We start from the raw sequence: 24397 nt of genomic DNA, 5'->3' as shown, positions 1-24397 counted from the left end.
GGGCACGCGCAGGATCGCGTACCCTCGAAGGACCGCGCTTTTGCAAGGCGCGCGCGGCGAGGTCCGGCGATCCGCCGCGTGCCCCTCCACCATGCTTCGCATGGTCCCCCTCCCCGTACCGGGGAGGAACTGCGTCACCCCGGCGGGGCCAGGCCGCCCAGCACGCGGTCGCGCAGGAGGCGGGGGAGCAGGCGGTCGAGCCAGCGCAGCGCGATGAAAGGCCAGGGCAGGACGAGGTGCGCCTGCCGCCGCACCGCCGCCCTGGCGATGCGTGCGGCCACCGCGTCCGCCGTCATCAGCATCGGCTTGGGCCCCGGCACCTTGCGGCCTGCGGCAGTGTCGATGAAGCCGGGGGAGACCAGCGTCACGCTCACCCCGTGGCGCGCGACGCCGATCCGCAGCGCGTCGGCGAAGCGCGCGAGGCCCGCCTTGGTGCCCGAATAGGCCGCCGCGAAGGGCAGGGCGTGGAACGCCGCCGCCGAGCCGACCAGCACGATGCGGCCCGATTTCCGCTCCGCCATCCGCGCCGCCAACGCCGCCGAGAGCGCGGCAGGGGCGGTGAAGTTGACCGTGCCCATCCGCGCCACCATCGCCGCGTCCTCGACGAGGTCGCCCGCCGCGCGCACGTCGCCCCGGCCCGAGGCGAATAGCGCCAGATCGAACCGTTCTTCCGCGTCGTCCTCCGCCAGCGCCGCCAGCGCCGCGTCGACGTCGCCGATATCGAGCGAGCGCACCTGCGCCTGCGCCCCCGCAGCCCGGCAATCCGCCGCGATCGCCGCCAGGCGCGCCGGATCGCGGCCCCACAGGGACAACCGGACACCGGCCTTCGCATAGTGCCGCGCCAGCGCCCCACCGAGCCCGCCCGAGGCGCCGGTCACCAAAATACGGGTGGGGGCAAACGATTCCGTCATCCCCATGATTGCCGTTTCCTCATTCTTCCTGTCACATGTTAACCCCGCCTGGAGGCATTTCGACTTGACAGCCAAGCTGCCCTCCTGTCCAGCATCGCCCGCAATGCCTGCTCCGGTTTCCAGTCCGCAACGCATCCGGTTGTTCAAAAGCGAGCGCCTGGAAAAGCTTACCCTGATCTCGCCGCGAACCTTCGCGGTGAGCTGGGCGGTGCTGCTCCCGCTGATCGCATGGGCCGGGTGGGGCTGGGCGAGCCCGCTGCAGGCCCTCGCGCTGGTCGCCGTGGGCCTCATGGCGTGGACGCTGTTCGAGTATGCGATGCACCGCTACCTGTTCCACCTCGACAGCAAGGTGAAGGCGGTGCGCTGGCTGGTGTTCCTGATCCACGGCAACCACCACGACAGTCCGAACGACCCGATGCGCGGCCTCATGCCGCTGCCGGTGAGCATCGGTGTCGGCCTGCTCGTCTGGGCAGGGTGCGAGGCGGCGCTGGGCATGGCGGGAACCTGGGCGTTCCTCGGCTTCATGACCGGCTACGTGATCTACGACGCGGTGCATTACGCCTGCCACCAGTTCCCCATGCGCGGCCGCATCGGCGCGATGCTCAAGCGCCACCACATGCGCCACCACTACGTCGACGACGAAGGCAACTTCGCGATCTCGGCGATCTTCTGGGACCGCGTGTTCGGATCGCGGATCACCTCGCTCAAGCGCTGAGGACGCGGCGCTGGCCGATAGGGCTGGCGCTACCCTGTTCCATTCTTTCCCGTCGCCCCTGCGCAGGGGTTGAGCGCACAGGCGGTGTGTGAACCGCCACAAGGACGAATTCCGCAGCGATCTCAGCGTCATGGTGAATCGGCCCGTCCGGCAAACCATGACTCTTCGATGACAAAACGCTGGCAAGATCGTCTCACGGCATTAAAAACAGTTCATTCCGGATGATTTTCTTCCGGACCGGCCTCCGGCAGCGGGGGGACCGGCCACGGCCTCGGTCGCCGCGCGGGCTCGTCCCGCAGGCGCCCGGCGATGGAACGCGCTGCGACAGGGAATGCGATGAGGAACCGCTACGGGTGCTGGACGGCGATGGGGCTGTTCGCCTGCCTCACGGCCACTCCGGCCTGCGCCGAGGCGCTGGAAAGCTCCATTCCGGAGGAAAACGCGCCGTTCCGGATCGCGGCACCGCAAACCCTCGCCGGCATCGCCCCGGAGCACTGGGATCTCGACGACATCGCCCGCGCCGAACGCGGCGCCGCGACCGAGGCGCGCCTCGCCGCGCTGCCGCAGGAGGCGCAGCCCGCGCCCGCCGCCTACGGCCCGCCCGCACCGCCGTCGCCGTCCGACCCCGCCGCCGCGCCTTCGATCACCGACGGCCCGCCGCCGCGCGACGCCAACGGCCACGTCCCGCGCGAATTTTCCACGCATCGCGGCTTCTTCCGCCAGACCGGCGCGGTCGGCACCGAGCTCGCGCTGCTGAGCGCCTACGTCGGCGCGCAGTCGATCCCCAAGCTGTTCAAGCCGACCACCGGCTTCCACTTCAAGGACGAGGGGTGGTTCGGCAAGGACACCCACAACATCGGCGTCGACAAGCTCACCCACGCCTACAACACCTACCTCATCGCCGAGCTGCTGCACTACCGCATCCACCGCAACACCGGCGGCTCGGAAGGCGATGCGCTGACCGCGGGCATCCTCGCCGCAGGGCTGATGGCGATCAACGAGATCTCCGACGCGATCGAGCCCGACAGCGGCTATTCGATGCAGGACGTGACGATGAACATCGCCGGCGCCGCCTTCTCGGTGCTGCGCAACACGGTGCCCGGCCTCAAGGAAAAGGTGGCCTTCAAGCTGGAGATCATCCCCAACGGCAACATCTACAGCCACGTCGGCAAGAAGCACTACGAGCAGCAGCGCTTCATGTTCTCGCTGAAGGGCGCCGGGTTCGAGGGGCTGGAGCGCAGCCCGCTGAAGTACCTCGACCTCCAGGTCGGCTACTACGCCAGCGACTTCCTCAACAGCGACCGGGACAGGGGGATCACCCCCAAGCGCCACCTGTTCGTCGGCGTCGGCCTGAACCTGGGCGAACTGCTCTTCGCCAAGTCCGGGTCGCGCATCGGCCGGGCGGCGTACTCGGTGCTCGACTATCTGCAGGTGCCCTATACCTCGCTGCGCTACGACACGACGGGGCGGTTCGGGAACTGAGGCCGCCCGCATCACTGCGACGACGGCGACATGTATCGGCGCGTCCCGCAGGCAGGAGACAGGCAGTCCACTGGAGCACGGCTGATACGACGCAGAATGAAACTGTCTTACGCTTCAGCAATATTGTAGAAATAATTCTTTCTTTTTCTTCGGGCATATGCTAAAGGCAGAATGGTCCGAATATTACGGATACTTCCTGCGACTTGAGTGTGCTTGACTGGCATACTCAAAGCGGGAGTATTTGCATGTACGCATCGCCCGATGCAGCCCCCGGGGGCCGGACATCCGATCGCAAGCCGGCAGTCGCGCCGCGCATGTCGTTTCGGCCCGCCGCATTCGCGGTCAACAGGCTGCTGCGTCGTCCCCGCGCCGAACTGCTCTCCGCCGCCACCGATTCCTGGCAGATCGCACCCGGCACGGAAGTGATCGTGCGTCCGGCGATCTGTCTGCCGGGCCAGCTCGACCGCATCCGTGGCTCGGAATTCGGTTCCGTGGAAGAGGTCCTGCGCGACTTCAGGGGCGGCTTCGCGTCGATGCAGGGCGCGACGATGGGCTACCGCCTCAAGAACGTGCTGCTCAGCGACGGTACGCTCTATGCCGAAAGCGCCGTGCGGCCCCTGCGGCAGCGCGCCGGATGGACGCCCGCGGCGCGGCCCGCGCGCGAATTCGACACCGCCTCCATCTACGAAAGCTGGATGGGCAACCGCTGGTTCGGGCTATGGCTCGCGAACGACTGCCCCACCTACCGACTGGCGGAGGAAACCGGACACCCGTTCACCACCGGCCAACCGACCGGCCACAAGGCCGATTACGAGGCCCGGCTCGGCATGGCCCCGGAGCGGGGATCGAGCGCGTGGTTCCGCGAGCTGCACATCTTCGACGATGCCTCCAACAACCAGCACAAGCGTCGCCGCGCCGATGCCATTCGCGACCGGCTGGCCCGCGATGCCATGCCCGAGCACCCGGGCGTGTTCCTGCTGCGGGGCAATACCGGCGACCCGCGCGTGCTGCGCAACGAGTGGCACATCGCCGAGCGGCTCGGCCGCTCACGCGGTTTCCAGATCCTCGATCCCAGCCACGCGAGCGTCGATGAAATCGCACACGTCTGCGCGAATGCCCGTGTCGTCGCCGGTGTCGAGGGCAGCCATCTCAACCACGGTTTCGCGGTGATGCCGCCCGGATGCTGCGCCCTCGCCATCTTCCCGCCGACGCGGGCGGTTTCCGTGATGAAGATGCTGACCGACCGGCAGGAGCAGGATTTCGCGGTCGTCATCGGCGAAGGCCATGACGAGGCCTTCACCGCCGACATCGACGATATCGAGAGGACGCTCGACCTCGTGAAGTCCTGATCCCGCCGACACCTTCGGCCCGGCAGTTCGCTCACCAGCGATGATCGAAAAGAATAAAAGAGGAATCACGCAGAGGCGCGGAGACGCGGAGGATCAGCCCTTGCGGCGAAGCTGCTTTTGCTTTCGAGGCTGCGGTTTACGCTCTGTCGGATCATGGAATGAGCCTGCGGCTCAAAGCGACACCTCTGCGCCTCCGCGCCTCCGCGCGAACCCTTTTCTTTCTTCCAAGCGGGGCTCACCCAACGTCCGCTAGGGGGCGTGTGCTGACTGGCAGATTTTGTCCGCAAGGGGTGGTTAGTTGCCGTTCGCTTCGCTCAGGCTGCCGAATATTTCTCGGTGCCAAATCATCGTATTGTCACGTAGCCATGCAGTGTTTTCAGGCGTCTCGAATTTAGCAAGCTGCGTCATATTAATGCCGTATCTGCGACAGAAGCCGATGATCTCCCACATATCATCATCCGTTGGAGATCGATTGAGATTGATGAACAAATCCCTCACTTCGCCGTGATAATCCGCGACAAAGGCCATACGGTCCAGCCATTCAAAAAACGCTCTCTCGTCGGCATCATGGTAATAAAGCACGTCAGTTGCGACGATTTGAAGAAGCGTGGTCATGCTGACTTGCTGCCAGTGGAGCTTGAGAGAAGCAAGGTCCGCTATGGGGCGTATCCGGACAGCCCGCAGTCGCCGGCAACCGACCGCCGATACTCTCAGCCCAGCAGTTCACTCACCAGCGAGGGTTTGCGCGCGATCATCGCCAGCAGCACCTGCGCGGGGCCGGTGGGGTGGCGGCGGCCCTGTTCCCAGTTGAGCAGGGTGCCCTTCGCCACGCCGATGCTGCGCGCGAAATCGCCCTGCGAAAGCCCGGTGCTGGCGCGGATCGCGGCGACGTCGACGGCGGGCACCACGACGTCATGCACCTGCGCGCCGATGTCCTTGCCCTGCGCATGGTCCAGCGCTTCGCTCAGGCCCTGCATGATGCTGTCGTAGGCACTCACTGTCTTTCTCCATAGCGCGCGACGAGGAGCTTGCTCAGTTCCACTGCGGCGGCCTGTTCGGCCCTTGTCAGGTTGTCCTTCTCGTTCTTGGCGAAGACCGTGAGGAGAAAGATCGGCATGTGCAGCCCCCCGAACACGTAGACGGTGCGAAACCCTCCGCTCTTGCCACCGCCCTTGCGCGCAATACGCATCTTGCGCAGACCACCCCCAGCGACATCCCGGATTCCGGCCGCGCGGCGACATGGTTGACCAGTGCCATGCGTTCGTCATCGCTCATGATCGCCCTGGCGCGCCGGATGAACTCCGGCAGCTCGACGACGGTCTGCAAGGCGGTCACGGCACCAATCTATGCGTCAATGGCGTATGCGTCAATGGCGCATGTCATGCCCGCAGCCCCTCGATCGCCTTCGCGACGATGGCCATGTGCTCGGCCCAGCTCGGGTTGTGCCAGCCCGGCAGGCGCGCCATCTGCGCGGCGTGGGCAGGCCCGCGCGCGGCGTGGTCGAGGATCATGGCCTGCCAGCCCGGACCGTCGAGCGGGTCGAGGTAGTCGGGCACCGCGCCGCCCACTTCGCGCAGCGCCGCCAGGTCGCTGGCGATGACCGGGGTGCCGACCGAGAGCGCCTCGGCCACCGGCATCCCGTAGCCTTCGGCGAACGAGGGCATCAGCAGCGCCCGCGCGCCGCGCAGCAGGGCGGAGAGGCGCGCGTCGGGGCAGCCGCCGAGTTCCTCCACGTTGCCGACGAGGCCGGGGCAGCGCTCCAGCATGTCGACGATCTGCTCGTTCTCCCAGCCCCGGCGGCCGATGACGATCAGGCGCGGAACCTGCCCGGGCGGCAGGGTCTCGGCCAGATGCCGCCAGAGGTGGAGCAGCAAGAGGTGGTTCTTGCGCGGCTCGATGGTGCCGAGGCACACGAAGTAGGGGCGCCCGTCCGTGTTTGGTTCGTCCGGCGACTTCTCGGGCAGGGCTGCGGGAAGGGCCTCGGTGCCGAGCAGCGCAACGTGGACCGGGGTGCCGGGCACGAGCCAGGGCTCCAGCGAGCGCCCGGTGGCGGCGGAATTGACCACCGCCGCGCCGCCGCTCGCCGCGATGGCCGAGGCGATCGTCTCGATCCGCCGCCGGTGCAGCGCCGCGCCGGAGGGGCGGGCGTACTCGGGAAACTCGATCGGGATGAGATCGTGGACGAGGCAGAGGAACCGCGCCCGCTCGCGCCCGAGGATGCGGTGGACCTTGGCAGAATTGGTCAGGTGGTGGGGCGAGGCTTGCACGTAGACGGCCCCGCCCTCCGCGCCCGAGCCGATGCCCCCGCTGCCCACACCCTTGCTCGTCGGCAGCAGCGCGGCAAGCTGCGGCATGACCGAGGCGAGCGAACGCTGGCGCGGCGCGTCCTCCTCGCTCGCCCAGCGGCGTTCCAGCTCGTCGAGGTAGGCGCGCGCGGCATCGCGCTTCAGGCGGCCATAGAGCCCCGAGGGGTGGACGGCGGCGAAGGCGAGGTCGTCGCCGTAATGCGCCAGCAGGCCGCGCGCATAGGCCATCTCGACGCGGTCCACGCCCGAGGGCGTCGAATAGCGCAGGCGCGAGATCAGGCGGGATATGTCGAGGATTACGGTCATTTTCTGCGGATCAGGTTCATCAGCCTGCCCTGCCAGCGGCGCAGCGGCGCGATCCAGCCCAGGCGATTGGTTGCGCTCTGCGTCGCCATGCGGCCGACCAGCACCTCGGGCGGGCAGGGCAGGCCGGTCACGGGATCGAGATAGCGCGGGTAGAGGATCAGCACCCCCGCCACCAGCGCATCGAGGGTGAGCGTGCGGGTGCGCCGTTCGGGCACGGCGCCCAGATCGCGGGTCAGGCCCCAGCCCGCATAGAACGGGACGCCGTGGCACGTCACCTCCCGCCCGCGCATCAGCGCCTCGAACCCGGCGAGCGAGGTCAGCACATGCACCGCGTCCACCGCATCGAGCAGCGGCGCCATGCCGCCGCCGCGCACGACCCGGTCGGCATGGGCGAGCGCCTCGGCATCGGGGACCGCGCCCTTGCGGTGCCCGGCGTCGACGTCGGGGTGCGGGCGGAACCAGATCTCGGCATCGGGTTCCAGTTCGCGGGCGCGGCGCAGGAGGGCGAGGTTGGAGCCGGGACCACCGCCCGCGGCGAGGACCGACATGTCGTCCTCGACCTGCCCGGTGACGAGGACGAGACGGCGGTTCGGATCGCGTTCCGGCAGCGTCGCGGTCAGGTCCGCCGCATACTTGCTGATGCCCGCCTTCACGATCGTCTCGCGCAGCGCTCTGGCCCGTTCAAGCACCCTTGGGTGCATCTCTGTGCCGTTCAGTACCGCTTCGAGATCGCTGGGTTGCGAGGGGTCGAAATGGATGCCGGTGGCGTCGACGACCACGGAAGACGGCGGCACGAGGTCCACGCCTAGGCCGACGGAGCGCACGAAACCGTCCTCCACGCGCACCAACGGCACGCCTTCGGCGCGGGCCTTCTCGATGAGGGCAGGGGAGACGCGCGAGGGCCAGATGGCGACCGCGCCGCCGCCCCGGCGGGCGATCTGCAAGGCCCGGTCGGCGGACGGCACGATGGCCAGACGGTGCGCCGGATGCCAGAGGAAACGGCGGATTTCCGCGCGCTTCCACCATGCCATGCCGCAGGCGGCGAGGATCGGCCGGTTGGCCTCCAGCGTGCTGCGCCACAGCGCCAGCAGCTCCACCACCGCCGCGATGGTGGAAGGCCCACCGGTGAACGGATCGCGCCATTGCGCGCAGGTCAGCGCCTCTGCCGCAAGCCGGTCGAGCTTGGCCGCATCGTCGCCCGGAGCACCGAAGCGGCCCGGCGACAGCACCTCCACCGCCAGCCCGGTGACGCGGGCGAGGACGATCCACTCGTCATCGCCGTGCGCCTCCAGACGCTGCGCATGGAGCAGCACGGACCATGGATCGACCTCAGGATAATCCTTGGTATTCAGCGGCCTGCGCACGATGGCGACGCGATGCTCGGCCCGTGCGGGCGCGGCCCAGAAGTCCCCCCCGACACGCGCCTCGCGCACCAGGGCGAACAGCGCGGCGGGGTCGCCCGGAGCATTGCCCTGAGAGGCGGGGAGGGACACCCCGGAGCTTCCCCCGGGAAACGGGGGAGAGCGCAGGATCGGCGGAAAACTCACGGTCTGACGCTCCATTCGGCCAGGCCGAGCACGCCATCCTCACCTCTGCGGATGATGCCGTAGGAGCCCGTCGCCAGCTTCATTCCACCCGGCACCTCGAGCCCCGCCGCGATCAGCGCGAACCGCGCCGCGCCGTTGCTGGTGACGAGGAGGGTCGGGCCGTGATCCCCGGAAAACAGCGCGCGCCAGGCGGCGATCCGCACCTCCGCGTCCACCGTCCAGCCCGGCGGCGGCTCCGCGCGCGCATCCCACGCCGCCAGCGCCTCTGCGCCGATGCGGGCAAGGACTTCGGGCTCGGTGCGGTCCTCGTCGGGGCCATGGTCGATCTCGCGCAGCCAGTCGACCGGTTCGGCCTCGGGCGCGCCGGGCAGGTGGGCGAGGATCGCATCCGCCGTCTGGCGGGTGCGGGCGAGGGGGGAGGCCAGAACCCGCAGGAAACCGAGGTTCTGCGCCGCGAAATGCGCGCCCAGCGCGTCGGCCTGCGCCAGCCCCGCGGCGGTCAGCGGCAGGTCGGTGCGCGCGCCGATGCGGCGCGGCGGCTCGCCGGCCTCGAAGGTATTGCCGTGTCGGACGATAACGAACATCGGATGCGCGGTATCAGGCCGGGAACGGATCGCCTAGCCGCGCGATGGCTTCCTCCGCCAGCGCGAGGTCCGCCGGGGTGTCGATCCCCGACATCGCATGGCTCGGCGGGGCGACCTCCACCGTCGCGATCGAGCGCCCGCCTTCGAGGAAGCGCAGCTGTTCCAGCCCCTCCAGCACCTCGTAGGCGCTCTGCGGCGCGGCGGCAAACCAATCCAGCGCGGCCATGCGGTAGCCGTAGAGGCCCATGTGCTGCCAAACCGGCGAAAGCGGCCCGGCGGCGCGCAGCTTCGCCTCGTCACGCAGGGCGGGGACGATGGTCTTGGAGAACCACAGCGCCCGCCCGTCCGCGCCCCGGATGCAGGTAGTGCCGCTGAAAGGCGCGGTTTCCTTGTGTTTGCGCAAGGCTTCGAGGCGCTCCCAGTCGAGCCGGTAGACCGGCGTCGCCACGTCCGCACCGCCTTCGCGCAGCGTCGCGATCAGCCCCGCCACCACCGCAGGCGGCACGAACGGCGCGTCGCCCTGCAGGTTGATGACAAGTTCGGGCAGCACACCCCGAGAGCGCGCGGCGGCGCAGGCGCGCGAGGAGCCGGAGTCCAGCTCCGCCGCCGTCATCGCCACCTCCGCGCCGATCTGGCGGGCATGTTCGGCGATGCGCGCGTCGTCGGTCGCGACCACCACCGCGCACCCGCCCGCGAGATCGGCGGCGGCGCGGGCGACCGCGTGGACGCGCTCCAGCAACGTGCGCCCGGCGATGGGCAGCAGCGGCTTGCCGGGCAGCCGCGTCGATCCGTAGCGCGCGGGAACGACGATGAGGGCGGGGGAGATGGTCATCGGTGGCGTCAATGCCCGAACGCGGGGGGCTTCGACAAGCTCAGCCTGAGCGGGGTTGATGGCAATTCATCGCGTTTCATGGCATAAGCTGCAATCAGTGGCATATATGATCGAATGAGGCATGCATGACCATTCAGGTCAACATAACGCCGAACGGGCGCATGAGCCTTCCCGCCGAGATCCGCAAGCGGCTCGGCCTCGTCGATGGCGGAGCGATCTTCCTTGAGGAGACCGAGGACGGCATCGTCATGCGCACCGCCGCGCAGGCCGTTGCCCGCGCACAGGCCCTTGCCCGGCAGTATGCGGCGGGACAGCCCGCCGCCGATGCCGCAAGCTTCCTTGCCGGCCGCCGGGAAGACAGCGGCGAATGACCGGCATCGTGCTGGATGCGTCCGCGCTGATCGCCATGCTGAACGCGGAACCGGGCGCCGATAGGGTCGCGGAGGCGATAGCGTCCACCCGCATGTGCGCGGTGAACTATGCCGAAGTCGTCAGCCATTACGCGCACCTCGGCATGCCGCCCGCCACCATCGACGCGATGCTGGACCCGCTGCCGATCGAGATCGTGCCCGCCGACCACGCGCTGTCGCGCATCGCCGGTCGCCTGCGCGCGCTGACGGCGGAGGCCGGGCTCTCGCTCGGCGACCGCTACTGCCTTGCCCTGGCGCAGCGCGACGGGCTGGCGAGCTGGACGTGCGACAGGCAGTGGAGCCTCGTTGCCGAAGCCATTGGCGTGGATGTCGTGCAGATCCGCTGACGTCGCGGACGCCTCAGGCCACCCCGGTCCGCACGATGTCGTGCATGTGGACGATGCCCACCAGCTTGCCCGCATCGACCACGAACAGCACCGAAACCGCGTTCTCGTTGAGAATGCGCAGCGCGTCGGAGGCCAGCGTGTCCGCCGACACGGTCAGCGGGTTTACCGACATGTGCAGGCCGATGTTGTCGTTGAGGTCATGCACCGTGATGCAGCGGCGCAGGTCGCCGTCGGTGAAGGCGCCGATGAGCCGGTCGTCAGCGTCCACGACGGCGGTGCAGCCGTAGCGCTTGCGGCTCATCTCGATGGTGGCGCTGGTGAGCGAGGCGTCGCCGCCGACGCGCGGGATGGCGTCGCCGGTGCCCATGATCTCGCCCACGGTGGAAAGCTGCGCGCCCAGCTTGCCGCCAGGGTGAAACACGCGGAAGTCGGAGGACGTGAAACCGCGCGCCTCGATCAGCGCCACCGCCAGCGCATCGCCCAGCACGAGCTGGATGGTGGTGGAGGAGGTCGGCGCCAGCTCGTTCGGGCAGGCCTCGCGCACCGGCGGCATGATGAGGGCGATGTCCGCCGCGCGCGCTGCGGTGCTTTCCGCATGGCTGGTGGCGACGATCAGCGTCACACCGTAGTGGTTGCAGTAGTGCAGGATGTCGCCCAGCTCGGCAGTCTCGCCCGACCAGGTGATGGCCAGCACCACGTCCTGCTTGGTGATGACGCCAAGGTCGCCGTGGCTCGCCTCGCCGGGGTGGAGGTACAGCGCCGAAGTGCCGGTGGAGCGCATGGTCGCGGCGATCTTGCGCGCGATATGACCACTCTTGCCCATGCCGGTGACGATGACGCGGCCGCGCGTGGCCGCCAGAGCCGCGATGGCCCGTTCGACCTCGCGGCTGAGGTCGGGGCCCTGCAGCGCGGTCTTCAGCGTTTCCAGCGCCTGCATCTCGATATCGAGGGTCTTCAGTGCCGAAGCGGCATATCGCGTCTGGAAGAAAGCGCTCTTCATATCGTTCTGTGTCTTTTTGTTATTCGGCTACCCGCAAGCAGGCAGGAATCTGGACCATTATTTGAACCAGAGAGGGATTGCCAGAAGTTTCATTCCCGGCTTAGGGAAGCCCCTTAAGGCGCATCGCCCTGGCCGCATGGCATCGGGCGCACCACCCTGTTTCAGCAATTCAACCAGTCAAGGCATCACCCATGATCCTCTGCGGAAACGCCGTAGGCCCCCAGACCCCCATATTCGCGATTGCGGGACCATGCGTCATCGAAAGCGAGGAACTGACGCTTTCCGTCGCCGAAACGCTTGCTGCGACCGCTCGGCGGCTCGGTCTGTTCCTGATCTTCAAGAGTTCGTTCGACAAGGCCAACCGCAGCTCGGACAAGTCGTTCCGCGGCCTCGGCATGGACGAGGGCCTGCGCATCCTGGAGAAAGTGCGCGCCGAGACCGGCCTGCCGGTCATCACCGACGTGCATGAAGCGGCCCAGGTCAAGGCCGTGGCCGAAGTGGTCGACGTGCTCCAGACGCCCGCGTTCCTCGCCCGCCAGACCGACTTCATCGCCGCCGTCGCCGCCTCGGGCAAGCCGGTCAACATCAAGAAGGCGCAGTTCATGGCGCCCGGCGACATGAAGCAGGTCGTCGCCAAGGCCCGCAACGCAGCCGAGGCGGCGGGGCATGACCCGGACGCCTTCCTGCTGTGCGAGCGCGGCACCTCGTTCGGCTACAACACGCTCGTCTCCGACATGCGCGGCCTGTCGATCATGGCCGAGACCGGCTGCCCGGTGGTGTTCGATGCGACCCATTCGGTGCAGCAACCCGGCGGCCTTGGCGAGCGTTCGGGCGGCCAGCGCGAATACGTGCCGCTGCTGGCCCGCGCGGCCGTGGCGGCAGGCGTCGCGGGCGTGTTCATGGAGACCCACCCGGACCCCGACAAGGCGCTGTCCGACGGCCCCAACGCCCTGCCGCTCGACCAGTTCGAGGCCCTCTGGGCGCGGATGATGGCGATCGACGCAGTGGTGAAGGGGTGAGGAGTGCGGGAGGCATTCCCTTGCCTCCCCACCGGTCCGGCATTATGTTACATGTAACGATTGCCAAGGAGCACGCCATGCCCGCACCTGTCAGCGAACGCGTCCGGAAGCGCCGCGATGCGCTGCGTGCCGCGGGGCTGCGTCCGATCCAGATCTGGGTGCCGGACACGCGCAGGCCCGGGTTTGCCGAAGAATGCCGCAGGCAGGCCCTCGCCGTCGCTGCTGCCGATACCACCGATGCCGACCTCGACGACTTCCTTGACGCCGCGCTCGTCGACCTGGACGCCGAAGACGAGTGAAACGCGGCGATCTCGTGACGATCGCGGCGCCAGGCGATTTCGGCAAGCCGCGCCCGGCCCTCGTCGTCCAGTCCGACCGCTTCGATGCGACCGGCACGCTGACGGTGCTGCTGCTCTCCGGCACGCCGGTGGACGCGCCGCTGATCCGCGTGCCCGTGGCGCCGACACCCGATAACGGCCTGCGCAAGCCCTCGCAGGTCATGGTCGACAAGGCCATGTCGGTGAAACGCGAGCGGATCGGCGCAACCATCGGTCAACTGGACGCCGAAACGATGCTGTCGGTGACGCGTTCGCTAGCGGTCTTCCTCGACATTGCGTGACCTGAATTGAAAGAGAATGCCGTGAAAATCGCCAAGGTGCTGATGGCTCCGGTCTGGGCGGCACAGCTGCTGACGGGCGCCAAGAGCTTCCTCGACAACCCGCTGATCGGCTCGCGCCGCCTCAACGCGCGCGGGCTGCACGTCGCGCGGGTCAGACTGGCGGCAGGGCTCTGTTCTTGGCGGCGGCGGCGGCTTGCGGGCAAAGTGCGAGCCGACTGGCGCGAGGCGTTCGACCGCGACGGCTTCGTCGCCATTCCCGACATCGTGCCCCCGGCCGAGTTCCCGACGCTGCGCGCGGCGCTGCTGGCCTACGAAGGCCCCGCGCGCGAGATGCGGCAGGGCGATGCCATCACCCGCAGGCTGGCGATCGACCTGGACATGCTCGCCGCGATCCCGGCGCTGCGTGCGCTGCTGGAGCGCGAGGATGTCGTGGCGCTGTTCCACTACGTCGCCGGCTTCCGCACGACGCCGCTGCACTACATCCAGACCATCGTCAGCCACTTCGAGGGCAACGAGCCGGACCCGCAGGAGACCCTCCACGCGGACAGCTTCCACTCCTCGCTCAAGGCCTGGCTGTTCCTCAATCCGGTGGCGGAGGACGAAGGGCCGTTCACGTATGTGCGCGGCTCGCACCGCTTCACGCCCGAGCGGCTCGCTTGGGAGCGGCAGCGCTCGCTGGCCGACCCACGCGCCATAGACCGGCTCTCGGCGCGTGGTTCTCCGCGGGTTTCGGCGCAGGATCTGGCGGCAATGAAGCTTGGCGACGCGGAGGCGCTAGCGGTGCCCGGCAATACGCTGGTGGTCGCCGACACCCTCGGCTTCCACGCGCGCGGCCTCTCGGCACGGTCTGGCGAACGCGTCGAGATATGGTCCTATGCCCGCCGCAACCCCTTCCTGATGTGGCTGGGCGGCGACCTGCTCAGCCTGCCGGGCATCGCCGAGCGCCGCGTGAACTGGCTCTGGTCCGCGCGCGACAGGCTGGAAAAGCGCATCGGCCAGCCGTGGCGCCCGGTGGGAACCCGGCGCCCGACGGACTGAAAAGCGGCCCGCCGTCAGGTCAGCCGCGCGACCACGGCATCCAGCGAACCGCGCCAGTCAGGCAGTGCAACGCCATGGATCCGGGCGATCCGCGTGCAGTCGAGCCGCGAATTCGCGGGCCTCGTCGCCGGGGTCGGATACTCGGCGGTAGTGATCGGCCGCACCCGCGCCGACGGGCCGCCCTGCGCCGCCGAGGCCGCGAAGATGCCCTGTGCGAAGTCGGCCCAGCTCGCCTCGCCGCCCGCAGTCATGTGGAACACCCCGCGCAGATCGGGGTCGTCGCTGGCGACAAGGTTGGCGGCTACCATCAGGATACCATCGGCGATATCCAGCGCACTGGTCGGATTGCCGCGCTGGTCGGCGACCACCGCGATCTCGTCGCGGTCCCCGGCAAGACGCAGCATGGTCTTGACGAAATTGCCGCCGAAGGGGCTGTAGACCCAGGCGATGCGCAGCACCGCGCTGTTGTCGCCATGCTCGGCCAGCACGGCGCGCTCGCCCGCCAGCTTGGATGCGCCGTAGACGCCGGTCGGGCCGACGGGATCGCTTTCCACGTAAGGGCGGTCCAGCATCCCGTCGAACACGTAGTCGGTCGAGACATGGACCAGCGGCACGCCCAGCCTCCGGGCGGCGCGCGCCACCGCGCCCGCGCCCGCCGCGTTCACGGCATGGGCAAGGTCGCGCTCCCCCTCGGCCTTGTCCACGGCGGTATAGGCGGCGGTCGAGATCACCACATCGGGCGTCGCTGCCTCCAGCGCGCACATGATCGAAGCGGGATCGGCAAGGTCCAGTTCGGGGCGGCCAAGCGCGATCACCTGATGCCCGGCAGCGGCGGCGCGCTCGACGAGCGCGGTGACGACCTGCCCGGCCTTGCCGGTCACCGCGATCCGCAGCGCCGGACCGTCAGAGTAAACGCCGTCATGCATAAGCTCTCTGACTCCAGGCGAAATACTCGGGCAGGTCCGCCAGCAGCGGCTGCTTGCGGTCCTTGCCCGAAAGGGTTTCCGGGTCGGCCACGTCCGGCCAGGCGACGCCGATCGCCGGGTCGTCCCAGGCGAGCCCCTTGTCGCACGCGGCACTGTAGTAGCCGGTGACCTTGTAGCAGATCACCGTATCCGGCTCGAGCGAGCAAAACCCGTGGGCAAAACCCGGAGGCACCCACATCTGGCGGCCATTCTCCGGCGTCAGCGTCTCCCCCACCCACTGCCCGTAAGTGGGCGAGCCGGCGCGGATGTCCACCGCCACGTCGAACAGCGCGCCCGCTGTGCAGCGCACCAGCTTGCCCTGCGCATGCGGTTCGCTCTGGAAGTGGAGCCCGCGGATGGTGCCCGCCTTCGCGCTGCGGGACTCGTTGTCCTGCACGAAGGTCCAGTCTCCGCATTCCCGCGCGAAGACGTCGGCGCGGAAGGTTTCGGCGAAGTAGCCGCGCTCGTCGCCGATGTGGCGCGGCGTGACCAGCATGACGCCGGGAATGTCGAGGGCCCTGATCTCCATGTCCTGCCTTTCACCTTAGTTCGCTCGGCAAACCGGGAAGGACATGGCTTCGTCCGTCGGCCGTGTCATGTCGCTGGGACTTGCACGGCCACGCCCTATGACGGAGCCACCTTCCGGCAGCCTTGAAAATTCGTGCTTTCGAGTAGGAATTAAATTCTGGAAATTCGCCACACCGTGCGCAGACCACGATCAGTCCATTGCAAGCTGCCCAGCCACCTTCGAACGTCGCCGGATCACGACCTTGGCCTTGGTCGATTTTCTCCCGCGTTTTCCTGTATTTTCAGTATCTTCAGGTTCCTCAACCAGCTGCAAGTCATAGTCCGGGATGGCGTTTTCGGCGACGATCTGGCGCATCGCCACGCGGAAATTGGAGAGCTGGTTCTGGAATCCGATCTGCAGGCGGAAGGTCGCAAGGTCGATTTCCAGCGCCTCGCCCTCGACGCAGGTGCTGCGCGCCACTTCGTAGATGCGCCGCTCGATCGGGCCGAGCTGGAAGTAGGTGTGCGCGTAGTCGAGCACCTGCCGGTCGCGCAGGATGGCGCGAAACAGCCAGTCGCAGAGACGAACCTTGACGGCTTTCAGCCGTTTTTCGCCCTTCTTCCCCGACCTTGCATATTGCAGTCGCGCTTCGGAGAGCCACGAGAAGAAGCCCTCCTCGCCCTCTCCGCCGGCCTCGATGTTGGTGCGGATCTGCGTGCCCTGCAGCCGCTCCAGCGCGTCCGCGAGGCGCGAATAGGAGCGCGCCGAGTGGTTCGATCCGGTGACGCTGAAAAGGTCATGCGCGGTGAACGTGAAGTCCTGCGAGACGGCGTCCCCGTCGTCGATCTTCGACGCCATAAGACTCGCAATATAAAGGACAATTTCCTTGTCATAGATCGTCGCGACGCCCCGTGCGCTGGGCCGCACCTCGATCGAGACCGAGGGCGTGGCGTAGGCCAGCGGCTTCATCCAGGCGTTCTTGGACAGCGCGAAGAACGGGAACGCCATCAGCGAGCGTTCGCCGCGGATCTCGCCGGTCAGCGGGCTGTCGAGCAGGAACAGCTCGCCCTGCGGCATGGGGAGTGGAGTTTCCGTCATTTTCCGTGCCCTTCCCCGGCCTGCGCGGCCTGTGGGTAATTTCTACTCGAAAGCACGAATTCACGCCCTTTCACGTTCGAGCCGCCCTCACGCATTGAGCGCATACTCCTGAACCAGCACCCTTTCGGGCACATGCCAGGCGCGCGCGATCTTGCGGATCATCGGCAATGTCAGCGCGCGCTTGCGGCCGAGGATCTCGGTCGCGCGCGACTGGCCCACCAGCGCGGCAAGGTCGGCGCGGCTGTGGCCGTTCATCGCCATGGCCGCCTCGATCGCGCCCACCGGGTCGAGCGCCGCGATCGGCCAGCGGTCGCGCTCGTAGGCTTCCACCAGCGTCACCAGCACGTCGAGCCGGTCGCCCTCCTCGCTGCCTTCCTCGGCGCCCCAGAGTTCCTCGATCAGGCGCAGCGCCGCCTCGTGGTCCTCGTCGGTCTTGATGGGTCGGATGTGCATCCGCGCGTCTCCTGAGATCAGAACAGGCTGACGCGCAGGGCGTCGATCCTGTCGTATTCGGCGTGGGTGCCGAGGAATTTCACGAAGGCGATCGACCGCCTCCAGTCGAAGGCGACCACCATGCGATAGTCGCCGCCTGCCACCTCGAAGCGGACGCGCTCGCCGTTGAGCGCCTTCGCCTTCGAGAAATCGGCCATCACGTCGAGCGGACCCGCCCAGCTGGCCGCTTCCGCCACTTCGAACCAGTGCCGCAGGGACCGCTCGGTCCCCGGATGGCGTTCCCAGAAGGCGACCAACCGGTTCCTCGCGATGATCCTCATGGGAGGAATGCCTACACTTTCCCAAGACGGGAAACAAGCGTGATTTTCCCAAAACGGGAAATACCACCGATCATTCTGTGATAATGTCCTTTATCATGGACTGATTATGCGCCAGACAGGGTGACTGAACTGAACCTAGCGATACCCAAGGCGCCCTGAGCGGAACCGGCATGACACAGCTCGCACTTTCACCCGCACAGGTGCCGATCATAAAAGAGGCATCACCCGAAGCGCGGATTCGCTTCCTCGAATTCTTCGCCGCCGCCATCCGCAATCCCAACACGCGCCGCGCCTATGCGCGCGCCTCGCGCGATTTTCTCGCCTGGTGCCACCGGCATGGCGTGCGCGATCTGCCGAGCATCGCGCCGATCCATGTCGCGGGCTGGATCGAGGAGCTGGGACAGTCGCTTTCCGCGCCGACCGTCAAGCAGCGTCTGGCGGCGGTGCGGCATCTGTTCGACTGGCTGGTGACCGGGCAGGTCGTGCCGTTCAACCCGGCGTCCTCGGTGCGCGGTCCTTCCCATTCGGCGCGGACCGGGCGGACGCCGGTGCTGGAGGGGGAGGAAGCGCGCGCTCTTATCGAGAGCATCGACCTTGCCGCGCCGACAGGCTTGCGCGACCGCGCGCTGATCGCGCTCATGGTCTACAGCTTCGCGCGGATCGGGGCGGCGCTGGCGATGAAGCGGGAGGACGTCTTCGTGCAGGGCCGCCGCCTGTGGGTGCGGCTGCACGAGAAGGGGGGCAAGCGGCACGAGATGCCCTGCCACCACCTGCTGGACGAGTACCTGACCGCCTACCTCGACGCCAGCGATCCCGGCAGCATCCCCGGCAACGCAAAGGCCCCGCTGTTCCGCGCCCTAGACCGCAAGACCAAGCAGCTCGGCGACCGGCCGCTCACCCAGCCCGACGCCTTCGCCATGGTCCGCCGCCGCGCCGAGGCGGCAGGCATCGCCACGCGGATCGGCAACCACACCTTCCGCGCCACCGGCATCACGACATATCTGAAGAACGGCGGCACGCTGGAGAACGCGGCGGCCATGGCCAACCACGCCTCCACCCGCACCACCCAGCTCTACGATCGCCGCCGCGACGACATCACGCTGGCCGAAGTGGAGCGGGTGCGGCTCTAGGCCGTCATCGTCACTGCGTCACGGTGATGGTCGTCGCAACCGGCAGCAGGGTCGAATAGATCACGTTCACGAACTTCTGGAAATCGGCCAGCGGCGCGTTGGACACGTAGAGCACGTCCCTGTCGCGGATCGGGAAGCCCTGCGCGACGAAGAACATCGCCGGATCCTTCATGTTGATCCGGTAGATCACGGGAACCTTGCCGTCCGGCGTCAGCCTTGCGTTCGCCTGCTCCTCGGGCGCCAGCGCGGCGGGATCCTCGAGCCGGAACAGGAACACGCCCTTCACGTCGGCGCGCGCATCCTGCAGGCCGGCGACGCGGCCGAGCGCCTGGACCAGCGTCACGCCGGTCGCCTCGAAGGGCACTTCCTCGTTGCGGTTGGTCGCACCCAGCGCGACGAAGCTGTAGGGCTGGAACAGCACCGTCATCACGTCGTCGGGCTGGAGGATGACGTTCTGCCGCGGATCGCGGATCACCGCTTCGAGCGGCATCGCCGACGTCTGGGCGCCGCGCGTGATGCGCACCATGGTCTTGTTCACCGGCTGCCTGGCGCCGCCCGCGCTGGCGAGCACGTCGAGCACGCGCTCGCCCCGGGCGCTCAGCGGCACGCGGGTGCTGCCGCCGACATCGCCGACGACGGTGACCGCCGCAGTGGCATTGCGCACGAGGCGCACGATGGCCTGCGGCTGATGCGCCTTGCCGGCGAGACGCGCGGTGATCTCGCGCGCGATGTCCTGGGGCGTGCGGCCGGCGGCCTGCACGTTGCCCACGAAGGGAATGACGATGCGCCCGTCGCTGTCGACCATCTGTTCGGGCAGCGAGGTTCCGCGCGCGGTGGCGCCGGACGAGGACATCCTGGGATCGGGGGCGGAAACGCCGAACAGCGCGGCGGGCGGGGCTTCCCAGATGCCGATGTCGAGGACGTCGCCCTTGCCGATCGTCGATCCGATCGCGCGGCCTTCGCCGAGGTTTTCCGAGAACGCGGACTTTCGGTCCGTCGCGAGCAGGCGGCGCGCGACCGCATCGGTCACGTCGATGACCTTGATGTCATAGCCGTTGCGGGCGGCGTCCGGGGCATTGCCGACGCTGCGCGCCGAAGGGCCGCTGGCAGGCGCGACGGCACAGGCCGAAAGCATGCCGGCCATGCAGGCCGCAACCATCGCCCGAGAAAGTAGATATTCTTTTTTCATGGTAAATCAGACAACTGCAGGAGTGAAGCTTGGCATTTCCCAGGCAGGCAGGCCTGCGCTATGGCGCAAGCGGGGGCACAGATCAAGAAAGCCCGTCCGGTCTGCGGCACTTTTCAGCGCCTTTGAAGGGCTGCGCAGGCGACCTCGCGACCTGCCCGGAACGGCTCCCGTTTAGCCACAGGCTTGGCGTGTCCCGGGGCGATGCCTGCCGTCGCGGGCTGGACGCCCGAAACGATGGCAGCTAGAAGCCGCCGACACTCACGGGGGCCGCCTCGAGACGATCCGAAGGGCAAGCCCCCTGTCGATGCCGGAAGGAACCACCTTCGCGCCGACACCGCCTGCCCGGGAAACCCGGCACCTAAGGCACGAACGTAACTGCGAATGATGAATACCATTTCCAAGAAGATCATGTCCGCCGGCCCGCTGTTCTGGATAACGGTCCTGATCCCGACTGCCCTGTCCATCTTGTATTTCGGAATATTCGCTTCCGACGTCTATGTGTCGGAATCGCAGTTCGTCGTGCGCAGCCCGGACAAGCCCTCCACCACCGGCCTCGGGATGCTGCTCAAGAGCAGCGGCTTCGCCAATGCCGGTGACGAGATCTACGCCGCGCAGAACTACGTGCTCTCGCGCGATGCGCTCCAGGCGCTGAACGCGAAGCAGGAATTCGCCAAGGCCTACGGCGCCCCCTCGATCTCCGTGTTCGACCGCTACAATGCGTCGGGCATGGAAGGAAAGTTCGAGGATCTCTACAAGTATTACGAGAAGAAGGTGGACGTCGAGCACGACACCACCTCCTCGATCGTGACGCTGACCGTGCGCGGCTACACCGCGCGCGATGCCCGCCGCTTCAACGAGCGCCTGCTCGAGATGGCGGAAGCCACGGTCAACAAGCTCAACACCCGGGGCCGCCAGGATCTCATCCGCTTCGCGCAGGCCGAAGTGGACGAGGCGAGGAAGAAGTCGGAGGACGCCTCGGTGGCGCTCGCGCTCTATCGCAACCGCCAGGGCGTGGTCGATCCCGAGAAACAGGCGACGATCCAGCTGCAGATGATCTCCAAGCTGCAGGACGAACTGATAACGACGCGCACGCAGCTGCGCGAACTGCGCGCGCTGGCGCCGCAGAACCCGCAGATCGAGGCGCTCGAGACGCGCGTGCGCGGCATCGCCTCCGAGATCGACGAGCAGACCGGGCAGGTCGCCGGCGGCAAGCGCTCGCTCTCGTCGCAGGCGGCCGAGTACCAGCGCCTGCAGCTCGACAACCTGTTCGCCGAAAAGCAGCTCGCCAGCGCCCTGGTCTCGCTCGAGGACGCACGAAACGAGGCGCGCCGCAAGCAGGCCTACGTGGAACGCATCGTCGAGCCGAACATGCCCGACGACGCGCTCGAACCGCGCCGCCTGCGCGGCATCCTCGCCACGCTGGTGCTCGGCCTCATCGCATGGGGTATCCTGAGCATGCTGCTGGCCGGGATGCTGGAGCACAAGGACTGAGGCGCGCACCGTGGCTCTTTCCCAGCTTTCCGCGATAGGCCGCAGCGCAAGCGTCCAGTGGCGCGTGATCCACGCGCTGCTGATGCGCGAGATCCTGACGCGCTACGGGCGGCACAACATCGGCTTCCTGTGGCTGTTCGTCGAGCCGATGCTGTTCACCACCGGCGTCACCATCCTGTGGACGCTGGCCAAGTCGGTCCACGGCTCGAACCTGCCGATCGTCGCCTTCGCGCTGACCGGCTATTCGGCCGTGCTGCTGTGGCGCAACATGCCCGCGCGCTGCATCGGCGCGATCGAGCCGAACCTGTCGCTGATGTACCACCGCAACGTGCGGGTCATCGACATCTTCCTCGCCCGCCTGATACTCGAGGGCGGCGGCGCGACGATCTCGTTCGTCACGCTGTCGCTGTTCTACATCTCGATCGGATGGCTGGAACCGCCCGAGGACGTCATGACGATCGTCGCGGGATGGCTGTCGATCGCGTGGTTCGGCGCCAGCCTCGCCGTCTTCCTGGGCGCGCTGTCCGAGAAGAGCGAACTGGTCGAGAAGATCTGGCACCCGCTGTCCTACCTCACCTTCCCGTTGTCGGGCGCCGCGTTCATGGTCGATGCCCTGCCGCCCGAAGCGCAGCGCTACGTGCTCTACGTGCCGATGGTGAACGGCGTGGAACTGGTGCGCGAAGGCTACTTCGGCGCCCATATCCGCGCCCACTACGACATCCCCTACCTGATCGGCTGCTGTGCGGTCCTGACCCTGCTGGCGCTGGCGCAGGTCGCCGTCGCCAACCGCGAGATCACCCCGGAATGATCCGCCTCGACAACGTCCACAAGGTCTACCCGACGCGCTCCGGCGACCGGGTGGTGCTGAACGACATCTCGTTCACGCTGGATCGCGGCGAGAAGCTGGGCATCCTGGGCCGCAACGGCGCGGGCAAGTCCACGCTGATCCGTCTCGTCAGCGGCGCCGAGCGTCCGACCGCGGGCGAGGTCACCCGCGACATGACGGTATCGTGGCCGCTGGCGTTCGGCGGCGCGTTCCAGAACACGCTGACGGGCCTCGACAACGTGCGGTTCATCAGCCGCATCTACAACCAGCGCACCGAGCACAACATCGACTTCGTCTACGAGTTCACCGAACTCGGCGCCTACCTGCGCGAGCCGGTGCGCAACTATTCGTCGGGCATGCGCGCGCGCCTCGCCTTCGCGATCTCGATGATCATCGAGTTCGACTGCTACCTGATCGACGAGATCACCGCGGTCGGCGACGCCAAGTTCTACGAGAAGTGCGAGGAGGAGCTGTTCGGCAAGCGCCGGGACCGGGCCATGCTCATCATCTCGCACGACCTGGAATACGTCCGGAGGCACTGCCGGCGCTTCGCCGTCCTCCACGAAGGCGACCTCGTGTTCTATCCCGAGTTCGACGAGGCGCACGAGGCGCACTTGCGCAACCTGCACATCGGGGAAGGCTGAGAAGGCCGCCCGGCACGCCGGCGCTTCTTCCACGCACCATGCGGACATTCCTCGAACTTCTGCCCCATCGGATCGAGCAGGCGCTGGACTGGCGCGCCCTGCGCGTGGCGCGCGCGCGCCGGAACCGGCAGCGGACGGCTCCCGCCCCTGCTTCAGGCCCTGCCCTGCCCGTCGCGGCGCACGCGGACAGGCCCCGGCTGTTCATCGACATGGCGGTCATCAGCAACCACGATGCCGGGACCGGCATCCAGCGCGTCGTGCGCGCGCTGGCGCTGGCGCTGCTCGACGAGGCGCCCGCAGGCTGGGACATCCGCTTCGTGTCGGCCCGCCGCAAGCGGCGCTACTTCGAGATCGCATGGCCCGTGCCCGACCTCGCCCGCCCGGTCGGCGAGGAGATGCGCGCGCGGCCCGGCGACGTCTTCGTGGGGCTGGACTATTCGCTCGACGCGGTGCGCCGCCACCGCCGCCAGCTCGCCCGCTTCCGGCGCGACGGCGGCGCGCTGTGGTTCCTCGTCCACGACCTGCTGCCGCTCGACCGCCCGGAATGGTTCTCGCGCAACACGGTCATCCGCTACGGCGCCTGGCTCGGCGTGCTGGCCGGGATCGCCGACGGCTTCCTGTGCAACTCACCCCAGACCGAAGCCGAACTGCGCTGCGCCCTCAGCCGCGTCCACGGCCTGACGCGCGGGTTCCGCACGCAGGTGCTGCCGATGGGCCACGCGATCCTGGAGGCGCCCGATGCCCCTCAGGGCGAGCCCGTGGCGGCGCGCTTCGACACGACCGCACCGTTCGCGCTGATGGTCGGCACGCTGGAGCCGCGCAAGGGCCATGCCGCCGTCATCGCCGCCTTCGAACTGCTGTGGGCGCGCGGGCGGCAGGACAGGCTGGTGCTGGTGGGCCGCCTGGGCTGGCAGGTCGATCTGCTGCGCGACCTCATCGTGAACCACCCCGAGCACGGTTCCCGGCTGCTGTGGTTCGACGACGTCGGCGATGCCGAGCTTTTCGCGATCTACGAAGCCTGCACCGGCGTCGTCATCGCCTCCCACGGCGAGGGCTTCGGCCTCCCGCTGATCGAGGCGCTCGGCCATGGCAAGCCCGTGCTCGCGCGCGACCTGCCGGTGTTCCGCATCCACGAGGGTCGCGGCGTCCACTTCTTCGCGGCGGACGCCTCGCCGCGGGTTCTGGCCGATGCGGCGCGGGCGTGGTTCGAGGCGGCACAGGCAGGTCAAATCCCGGTCTCCGTTCCCTCCGAGGACTGGCGCGTCTCGGCCCGCATGTTGCTGGCGGCGCTGGACGCAAAGAGTTGAT

29 protein-coding genes are annotated in these 24397 nt (G+C 68.0%); 14 read left to right on the top strand and 15 right to left on the bottom strand.

Going from position 1 to position 24397, the window contains the following annotated elements; translation table 11 throughout:
* Window positions 1–134: 134 nt before the first annotated feature.
* A complete protein-coding gene (locus LO787_RS25110; RefSeq protein WP_232493683.1) occupies window positions 135–878 on the bottom strand; it encodes an SDR family NAD(P)-dependent oxidoreductase in 744 nt (247 codons plus the stop codon).
* A gap of 172 nt (window positions 879–1050) precedes the next feature.
* Between LO787_RS25110 and LO787_RS25105 the strand changes: the two genes are divergently transcribed.
* The 3 genes from LO787_RS25105 (at window position 1051) to LO787_RS25095 (ending at window position 4457) form a co-directional block, all read left to right on the top strand.
* Window positions 1051–1626 (top strand): sterol desaturase family protein, encoded by a 576-nt coding sequence (locus LO787_RS25105; RefSeq protein ID WP_338045402.1) that lies wholly within the window; start codon window positions 1051–1053, stop codon window positions 1624–1626.
* 336 nt (window positions 1627–1962) lie between these two features.
* On the top strand, window positions 1963–3108 hold the full coding sequence (locus LO787_RS25100) for a DUF2279 domain-containing protein (RefSeq protein WP_232493681.1): 1146 nt from the start codon (window positions 1963–1965) through the stop codon (window positions 3106–3108).
* Window positions 3109–3422: 314 nt separating this feature from the next.
* Window positions 3423–4457 carry a glycosyltransferase 61 family protein gene (locus LO787_RS25095; protein ID WP_232493680.1) on the top strand — a complete coding sequence of 345 codons (1035 nt, stop codon included), beginning with the start codon at window positions 3423–3425 and terminating at the stop codon, window positions 4455–4457.
* 294 nt (window positions 4458–4751) lie between these two features.
* Here LO787_RS25095 and LO787_RS25090 read toward each other — a convergent pair whose 3' ends face one another.
* The 7 genes from LO787_RS25090 to LO787_RS25060 form a co-directional block, all read right to left on the bottom strand.
* On the bottom strand, window positions 4752–5072 hold the full coding sequence (locus LO787_RS25090; protein ID WP_232493679.1) for a hypothetical protein: 321 nt from the start codon (window positions 5070–5072) through the stop codon (window positions 4752–4754).
* Window positions 5073–5167: 95 nt separating this feature from the next.
* Window positions 5168–5455 (bottom strand): helix-turn-helix domain-containing protein, encoded by a 288-nt coding sequence (locus LO787_RS25085; protein ID WP_232493678.1) that lies wholly within the window; start codon window positions 5453–5455, stop codon window positions 5168–5170.
* On the bottom strand, window positions 5452–5646 hold the full coding sequence (locus tag LO787_RS25080) for a type II toxin-antitoxin system RelE/ParE family toxin (protein WP_232493677.1): 195 nt from the start codon (window positions 5644–5646) through the stop codon (window positions 5452–5454). Before LO787_RS25080 ends, LO787_RS25085 begins: the two co-directional genes overlap by 4 nt.
* A gap of 190 nt (window positions 5647–5836) precedes the next feature.
* Window positions 5837–7069: a glycosyltransferase family 4 protein gene (locus LO787_RS25075; RefSeq protein WP_232493676.1), complete on the bottom strand. Its 1233-nt coding sequence runs from the start codon at window positions 7067–7069 to the stop codon at window positions 5837–5839.
* On the bottom strand, window positions 7066–8631 hold the full coding sequence (locus tag LO787_RS25070; RefSeq protein ID WP_232493675.1) for a capsular polysaccharide export protein, LipB/KpsS family: 1566 nt from the start codon (window positions 8629–8631) through the stop codon (window positions 7066–7068). Before LO787_RS25070 ends, LO787_RS25075 begins: the two co-directional genes overlap by 4 nt.
* Window positions 8613–9200, bottom strand: a complete 588-nt coding sequence (locus LO787_RS25065) for a histidine phosphatase family protein (RefSeq protein ID WP_232493674.1) — start codon at window positions 9198–9200, stop codon at window positions 8613–8615. The genes LO787_RS25070 and LO787_RS25065 overlap by 19 nt, the downstream gene beginning before the upstream one ends.
* A gap of 13 nt (window positions 9201–9213) precedes the next feature.
* Window positions 9214–10032 carry a 3-deoxy-manno-octulosonate cytidylyltransferase gene (locus LO787_RS25060; protein WP_232493673.1) on the bottom strand — a complete coding sequence of 273 codons (819 nt, stop codon included), beginning with the start codon at window positions 10030–10032 and terminating at the stop codon, window positions 9214–9216.
* A gap of 125 nt (window positions 10033–10157) precedes the next feature.
* Here LO787_RS25060 and LO787_RS25055 point away from each other — a divergent pair, with 125 nt between their 5' ends.
* A complete protein-coding gene (locus LO787_RS25055; protein WP_232493672.1) occupies window positions 10158–10403 on the top strand; it encodes an AbrB/MazE/SpoVT family DNA-binding domain-containing protein in 246 nt (81 codons plus the stop codon).
* A complete protein-coding gene (locus LO787_RS25050; RefSeq protein ID WP_232493671.1) occupies window positions 10400–10789 on the top strand; it encodes a type II toxin-antitoxin system VapC family toxin in 390 nt (129 codons plus the stop codon). The genes LO787_RS25055 and LO787_RS25050 overlap by 4 nt, the downstream gene beginning before the upstream one ends.
* 13 nt (window positions 10790–10802) lie before the next feature.
* Here LO787_RS25050 and LO787_RS25045 read toward each other — a convergent pair whose 3' ends face one another.
* A complete protein-coding gene (locus LO787_RS25045; RefSeq protein WP_232493670.1) occupies window positions 10803–11789 on the bottom strand; it encodes a KpsF/GutQ family sugar-phosphate isomerase in 987 nt (328 codons plus the stop codon).
* Window positions 11790–11980: 191 nt separating this feature from the next.
* Here LO787_RS25045 and kdsA point away from each other — a divergent pair, with 191 nt between their 5' ends.
* The 4 genes from kdsA to LO787_RS25025 all read left to right on the top strand — a co-directional run bounded on the left by kdsA (window position 11981) and on the right by LO787_RS25025 (window position 14465).
* Window positions 11981–12808, top strand: coding sequence for a 3-deoxy-8-phosphooctulonate synthase (gene kdsA / locus LO787_RS25040; protein WP_232493669.1), 828 nt, complete (start codon window positions 11981–11983; stop codon window positions 12806–12808).
* 77 nt (window positions 12809–12885) lie between these two features.
* On the top strand, window positions 12886–13107 hold the full coding sequence (locus LO787_RS25035) for an antitoxin MazE family protein (protein ID WP_232493668.1): 222 nt from the start codon (window positions 12886–12888) through the stop codon (window positions 13105–13107).
* Window positions 13104–13427: a type II toxin-antitoxin system PemK/MazF family toxin gene (locus tag LO787_RS25030; RefSeq protein WP_232493667.1), complete on the top strand. Its 324-nt coding sequence runs from the start codon at window positions 13104–13106 to the stop codon at window positions 13425–13427. Before LO787_RS25035 ends, LO787_RS25030 begins: the two co-directional genes overlap by 4 nt.
* A gap of 42 nt (window positions 13428–13469) precedes the next feature.
* Window positions 13470–14465, top strand: coding sequence for a phytanoyl-CoA dioxygenase family protein (locus LO787_RS25025; protein WP_232496417.1), 996 nt, complete (start codon window positions 13470–13472; stop codon window positions 14463–14465).
* Window positions 14466–14479: 14 nt separating this feature from the next.
* On the opposite strand, the gene rfbD is transcribed toward LO787_RS25025, so the two are convergent.
* The 5 genes from rfbD to LO787_RS25000 all read right to left on the bottom strand — a co-directional run bounded on the left by rfbD (window position 14480) and on the right by LO787_RS25000 (window position 17809).
* On the bottom strand, window positions 14480–15358 hold the full coding sequence (gene rfbD / locus LO787_RS25020) for a dTDP-4-dehydrorhamnose reductase (RefSeq protein ID WP_232496416.1): 879 nt from the start codon (window positions 15356–15358) through the stop codon (window positions 14480–14482).
* A 25-nt stretch (window positions 15359–15383) separates the two neighbouring features.
* Window positions 15384–15959 carry a dTDP-4-dehydrorhamnose 3,5-epimerase gene (rfbC, locus tag LO787_RS25015; protein ID WP_232493666.1) on the bottom strand — a complete coding sequence of 192 codons (576 nt, stop codon included), beginning with the start codon at window positions 15957–15959 and terminating at the stop codon, window positions 15384–15386.
* 189 nt (window positions 15960–16148) lie between these two features.
* Entirely contained in the window at window positions 16149–17036 is an 888-nt protein-coding gene (locus LO787_RS25010; RefSeq protein WP_232493665.1) for a replication initiator protein A, read from the bottom strand.
* A gap of 87 nt (window positions 17037–17123) precedes the next feature.
* Window positions 17124–17489 (bottom strand): helix-turn-helix domain-containing protein, encoded by a 366-nt coding sequence (locus tag LO787_RS25005; RefSeq protein ID WP_232493664.1) that lies wholly within the window; start codon window positions 17487–17489, stop codon window positions 17124–17126.
* A gap of 17 nt (window positions 17490–17506) precedes the next feature.
* Complete coding sequence (locus LO787_RS25000) at window positions 17507–17809, bottom strand: type II toxin-antitoxin system HigB family toxin (RefSeq protein WP_232493663.1); 303 nt, start codon at window positions 17807–17809, stop codon at window positions 17507–17509.
* A 170-nt stretch (window positions 17810–17979) separates the two neighbouring features.
* Between LO787_RS25000 and LO787_RS24995 the strand changes: the two genes are divergently transcribed.
* Window positions 17980–18939, top strand: coding sequence for a tyrosine-type recombinase/integrase (locus tag LO787_RS24995; RefSeq protein WP_232493662.1), 960 nt, complete (start codon window positions 17980–17982; stop codon window positions 18937–18939).
* 10 nt (window positions 18940–18949) lie between these two features.
* On the opposite strand, the gene LO787_RS24990 is transcribed toward LO787_RS24995, so the two are convergent.
* Window positions 18950–20083, bottom strand: a complete 1134-nt coding sequence (locus LO787_RS24990) for a polysaccharide biosynthesis/export family protein (RefSeq protein WP_232493661.1) — start codon at window positions 20081–20083, stop codon at window positions 18950–18952.
* Window positions 20084–20509: 426 nt separating this feature from the next.
* Between LO787_RS24990 and LO787_RS24985 the strand changes: the two genes are divergently transcribed.
* From LO787_RS24985 to LO787_RS24970, 4 genes are read left to right on the top strand one after another with little or no spacing between them, the layout of a single operon-like run.
* Window positions 20510–21619: a KpsE/RkpR family capsule polysaccharide export protein gene (locus LO787_RS24985; protein ID WP_232493660.1), complete on the top strand. Its 1110-nt coding sequence runs from the start codon at window positions 20510–20512 to the stop codon at window positions 21617–21619.
* 10 nt (window positions 21620–21629) lie between these two features.
* Entirely contained in the window at window positions 21630–22427 is a 798-nt protein-coding gene (locus tag LO787_RS24980) for an ABC transporter permease (RefSeq protein ID WP_232493659.1), read from the top strand.
* The gene (locus LO787_RS24975) at window positions 22424–23089 is read left to right on the top strand and encodes an ABC transporter ATP-binding protein (RefSeq protein WP_232493658.1); all 666 of its coding nucleotides are present in this window, start codon (window positions 22424–22426) and stop codon (window positions 23087–23089) included. The genes LO787_RS24980 and LO787_RS24975 overlap by 4 nt, the downstream gene beginning before the upstream one ends.
* Window positions 23090–23127: 38 nt before the next feature.
* Window positions 23128–24396, top strand: coding sequence for a glycosyltransferase (locus tag LO787_RS24970; RefSeq protein WP_232493657.1), 1269 nt, complete (start codon window positions 23128–23130; stop codon window positions 24394–24396).
* The last annotated feature ends 1 nt before the right edge of the window (window position 24397 follow it).

Origin of the sequence: Novosphingobium kaempferiae, from assembly GCF_021227995.1 — a bacterium.
GTDB classification, from domain to species: domain Bacteria; phylum Pseudomonadota; class Alphaproteobacteria; order Sphingomonadales; family Sphingomonadaceae; genus Novosphingobium; species Novosphingobium kaempferiae.
This window is presented reverse-complemented; position numbering and strand designations above follow the sequence as displayed.